Source organism: Dactylosporangium sp. NPDC050588 (assembly GCF_040654975.1).
GTDB lineage: Bacteria > Actinomycetota > Actinomycetes > Mycobacteriales > Micromonosporaceae > Dactylosporangium > Dactylosporangium maewongense.
Genome location: NZ_JBFAJA010000043.1, coordinates 1 through 4,542, shown reverse-complemented (window position 1 = coordinate 4,542; position 4,542 = coordinate 1). Strand labels below are relative to the sequence as shown.

General features: G+C 73.4%; 3 protein-coding genes. 2 read left to right on the top strand and 1 reads right to left on the bottom strand.

The window, feature by feature from the left end:
* Positions 1–665: 665 nt before the first annotated feature.
* The gene (gene ligA / locus AB0I21_RS28180; RefSeq protein ID WP_360565587.1) at positions 666–2,807 is read right to left on the bottom strand and encodes an NAD-dependent DNA ligase LigA; all 2,142 of its coding nucleotides are present in this window, start codon (positions 2,805–2,807) and stop codon (positions 666–668) included.
* Between the two features lie 99 nt (positions 2,808–2,906).
* Between ligA and AB0I21_RS28175 the strand changes: the two genes are divergently transcribed.
* Complete coding sequence (locus tag AB0I21_RS28175) at positions 2,907–3,242, top strand: VOC family protein (RefSeq protein WP_360565586.1); 336 nt, start codon at positions 2,907–2,909, stop codon at positions 3,240–3,242.
* A gap of 152 nt (positions 3,243–3,394) precedes the next feature.
* Complete coding sequence (locus AB0I21_RS28170; protein WP_360565584.1) at positions 3,395–4,396, top strand: LacI family DNA-binding transcriptional regulator; 1,002 nt, start codon at positions 3,395–3,397, stop codon at positions 4,394–4,396.
* Positions 4,397–4,542: the final 146 nt, after the last annotated feature.

Below are 4,542 nucleotides of genomic sequence, written 5' to 3'. Positions count from 1 at the left end.
ACGCCGGCCTTGGGTCAGGCCCGGGTTCTGGTCGTGCCGGGCTCGCTCGCGTCGGGCCTTGGGTCGCGTTGGGCTCCGGTCATGCCGAGCTGTGAGGGCATCCGGTCCGCGGGCATCCGGGTTCTGGGCGTGTTGGGTTCTGGGCGTGTTGGGCCCAGACCACCTCGGGCGCGCCGGGTATCGGGCATGCGGGACATCGGGGGCACCGGCCCTGATCGCGCCGGGCCGCGGGCGCACCGGGTTCTGGGCATGCCGGGGGCCGGGGGACTTGAAGCTCGTACGCCACTGCGGCGACCGCGGACCGGCTGCTACCTCCGTGTGTGCGTGCCTCCTCAGGGTGCGACCGGAAGGGATGCGCCCGGTGGGCAGGCGTCCGCGGCGAGCGGCACCCCGGAGCGCGCGGCGTCCCGGTGCACCCGGCGGGCCAGATGGGCGCGGCGTCCCGGTGTGCCCGGCGGGCCAGATGGGCGCGGCGTCCCGATGTGCGGCGGGCCGCATACGCGCGACGGACCGCTGCGCTCGGCGGGCCAGGTTGTCTGGCGGGGAGCGGGCGCAGCGGGCGGCGGCCGGCGGGCGGCCGGCGGGCGGCGGGCGGCGGGGATGGTGGTGATGGTGGTGATGGTGGTGATGGTGGTGATGGTGGTGATGGTGGTGATGGTGGTGGGTCAGGAAAGGATGGTGGTGATGGTGGGCTCGTCGCCTGAGGTGAACGCTGTGAGCAGTGCGGCGAACTGGTCTGCTGGCAGGATGCGGATGCCGAGTTGCTCGGCCTTGTCGGCCTTGGAGCCGGCGCCGTCGCCGACGACGACCAGGTCGGTGCGCTTCGAGACGGAGCCGGAGGACTTGCCGCCGAGGCGTTCGACGGCCTCGTTGCCCTCGTCGCGGGTGAGGCCGGGGACGGAGCCCGTGACGACGACGGTCATCGGGGTGCCGTCGGGGCGGCGCAGCGGCAGGGCGATGGGGGCGCCGGCCGCGGGAGCATCGGCGTCGGAGCCGTCGGTGGTGGTGGCGGCGGGCGGTGCGGGAAGGTCGGGCTCGGTCATGTTGACGCCGTGGGCGACGAGCTTCTCGATGACCGGGGCGAGGTCGACCAGCTCGGCGGCGACGGTCACGGCGCGCTCCGGGCCGACGCCCTCGACCTGCTTCAGGTCCTCGACGGACGCGTCCAGCAGGGCCTGCATCGTGCCGAAGTGGCGGGCGAGGCGGCGGGACATGGAGCGGCCCGTCATCCGCACGCCGAGGCCCGTCAGCACGCGGGCGAGCGGCTGGCTCTTGGAGGCCTCGATGGCGGCGACGAGCTTCGTCGCGGAGACCTCGCCCATCCGGTCCAGTCCGGCGACCGTCGGGACGTCGAGGTCGTAGAGGTCCGCCGGGTCGGTGACGAGGCCCGCGGCGACGACCATGTCGATGATCTTGCCGCCGAGGCCTTCGATGTCCATGGAGTGGCGGGCGGCGTAGTACGCCAGGGACTCGTGGGCGCCGCAGACCCGGCCGCGGGTGCAGCGCCAGCGCTTCTGGGTGCGGTCGATCTCGCCGTCGCAGCGGGGGCACGTGGCCGGTGGCTCGAACGGCACCGAGTCCGCCGGGCGCTCGTCGAGCTTGGCGCCGGTGATCTCCGGGATGACGTCGCCGGCGCGGCGGACGAACACCATGTCGCCCGGGCGCACGTTGCGCCGGACGAGGTCGTCGAAGTTGTGCAGCGTGGCGAACGTGACGGTCACGCCGTCAACCTGCACCGGCTCCAGCACCGCGACCGGGGTGATCACGCCGGTCCGGCCGATCTGCACCTTGATCTCCAGCAGCCGGGTCATGCGCGTGTCGGCGGGGAACTTGAACGCCACGCCCCACCGCGGCGCCCGGCTGGACGAGCCGGCGGCGTCGCGGTCGGCGGGCAGGTCGGCCTTGATGACCGCGCCGTCGATGCCGAACCCGAGCGTGCCCCGGCTCGCGCTCAGGGCGTGCACCGCGGTGAGGATCTCGTCGATGCTCTGGCACACGGGCGTCCCGGCGACCGAGCCGCCGGTCGTGGCGACCCCCAGCCGCTCCAGCTCCGCCATCGCCTCGGAGTGGGGGCCGGCCGGCGGCTCGTCGCGGTGCACGGAATAGGCGAAGAACGACAGCGGCGCGTCATAGGTGCGGTCCTGGGCGCGCAGCGTGCCGGCGGCGGCGCTGCGCGGGTGCGCGAACGCCTGCTCGCCCGTGCCCGTGCGCATCGCATTGGCCACCTCGAAGTCGGCGTCGGTCATGAAGACCTCGCCGCGCACCTCGAGCGTCAACGGCTCGGCGAGCCGCTCCGGCAGCCCCGCCGCCCGCCGGGCCTGCCCGGTGACGTCCTCGCCGGCGCGGCCGTCGCCGCGGGTCGCGACCTGCACGAGCCGGCCGTCGACATAGCGGGCGGCGATCGCCAGCCCGTCGATCTTCGGCTCGACGGTGAACCCACCGACCGGCCGCCCCACGAGCTTCTCCAGGCGGGCCGCCCACCTGTGCAGCGTGTCCTCGTCGAACACGTTGTCGAGGCTGAGCATCGGGGTGCTGTGCACGACGTCGCCGACGACCCCGCCGCCGGCGCCGACGACCTCGGTCGGGGACTCGTCGGCCTTCCACTCCGGATGGGCCTCCTCCGTCGCCGCGACCCGGGCCAGCAGCGCGTCATACAGCGCGTCGTCCATGGCGAGGTCGGGCCCGCTGTAGTAGGCGGCGGCCGCCTCCCGGACCTCACCGACGGCGGCCCGATACTCCTCGGCGCTCGCGAACGGCTCCGCCCGCGCGGCGTCGACGACCAGCCCTGCACCAGCTTCCTGCACCACGGCATCCCCTCTCCAGATGCCAGCAGCCTAGCCACCGGGTACGACAAAAAACGGCACGACAAAACGGGGCACCACAAACAACGGTGCTACGGTGCGTCCATGCCCGCCTACATCAAGTCGGTCACGTTCGACAGCGTGGACGCGCTGGTGCTGGCCCGGTTCTGGGCCGCCGCGCTCGGCACCGACGTCGACGAGGAGTCCACATCGGACAAGGCGTTCGTCGAGGCGGCGGGCTGGGGCGGCCCGAACATCTGGTTCGCCCGCGTGCCGGAGGGCAAGACCGCCAAGAACAGGGTCCACTTCGACCTGCGGGCGCCCGGCACCGTCGCCGACGAGGTCGCCCGGCTGCGCGCGCTCGGCGCCACGGTCCTGCGCGCCGGCGACGACCTGACGGTCATGGCGGACCCCGAGGGCAACGAGTTCTGCGTCGAATAGGCAGAAAGCCCAGGATCATCCGAACGGCCATTTCCGTCTTCGCAACGACCCCCAGCACGCGGTATACCGGCCGGCACGGCGTACCGTGGCAGCGCTAACATCAACATGGGGGGAGGGCGATGCGTCCAACGAGCCAGGGCCGGGCAGCGGTCATGAACGACGTCGCGCGACTCGCCGGCGTGTCCCACCAGACCGTGTCCCGGGTCCTCAACCAGCACCCGAGCGTCAGCCCCGCCACGCGTGAGCGGGTGCTCGAGGCGGTCCGGCAGCTCAACTACCGCCCCAACGCGATGGCCCGGGGCCTCGCGGGGCGGCGTTCGCGGGTGATCGGCGTCGTCAGTTTCGACACGATCCTCTACGGCCCCGCCTCGACGCTGCTGGGCATCGAGCGCGCCGCCCGCGCCGCCGGCTATGGCGTCAGCATCGTCACGCTGGAGCAGGTCGACCACAGCGGCATGGTGTCCGCCCTGGAGGCCCTCGCCGACCAGTCCGTCGCCGGCGTCGTCGTCATCGCCCCACAGACCGCGGCCGCCGCGGCGCTGCACAGCCTCCCGCTCGGCGTCGCCGCCGTGGCCGTCGAGGCGGTCGTCGGCGGCGAGATCCCCGCGATCTCCGTCGACCAGGTCACCGGCGCCCGCCTGGCCGTGCAGCACCTGCTGGGCCTCGGCCACCGCAAGGTCTGGCACCTGTCCGGCCCCCGCGACTGGCTGGAGACCCACGGCCGCATCGAGGGCTGGCGCGGCACGCTCGAGGACGCCGGCCTGCCCGCCCCTCCGCTCATGACCGGCGACTGGTCCGCTCGCTCCGGCTACCAGGCCGGCCTCGAGCTGGCCCGCCGCGACGACGTCACCGCCGTCTTCGCCGGCAACGACCAGATGGCCCTCGGCATGATGCGCGCGTTCCACGAGCACGGCATCCGCGTCCCCGACGACGTCAGCATCGTCGGCTTCGACGACATCCCCGAGGCCGAGTTCCTGTCCCCGCCGCTGACCACGATCCGGCAGGACTTCGACGAGGTCGGCCGCCGCTGCATCGCCGCCCTGCTCCGCGCCATCGAGGCCGACCTCCCCGAAGGCCCCGACCGCCCCGAGCCCGACCCCCGCGTCGCCCCCACCCTCGTCCTGCGTCGCAGCACAGCCGCCCCGAAAAGCTGAAAAACAAAGAACAAGAACAAGAACAAGGTCATGGCTCCGGTCCGCCGTGCGAAAGACCGTTGCTCCCGTCAGCCGCCGGTCGGGCCCTGGGGGCCCTCCCTGTCCGTCCGCGGGTAGTTGCGCCGACGCGACCTGCGGCCGCGACC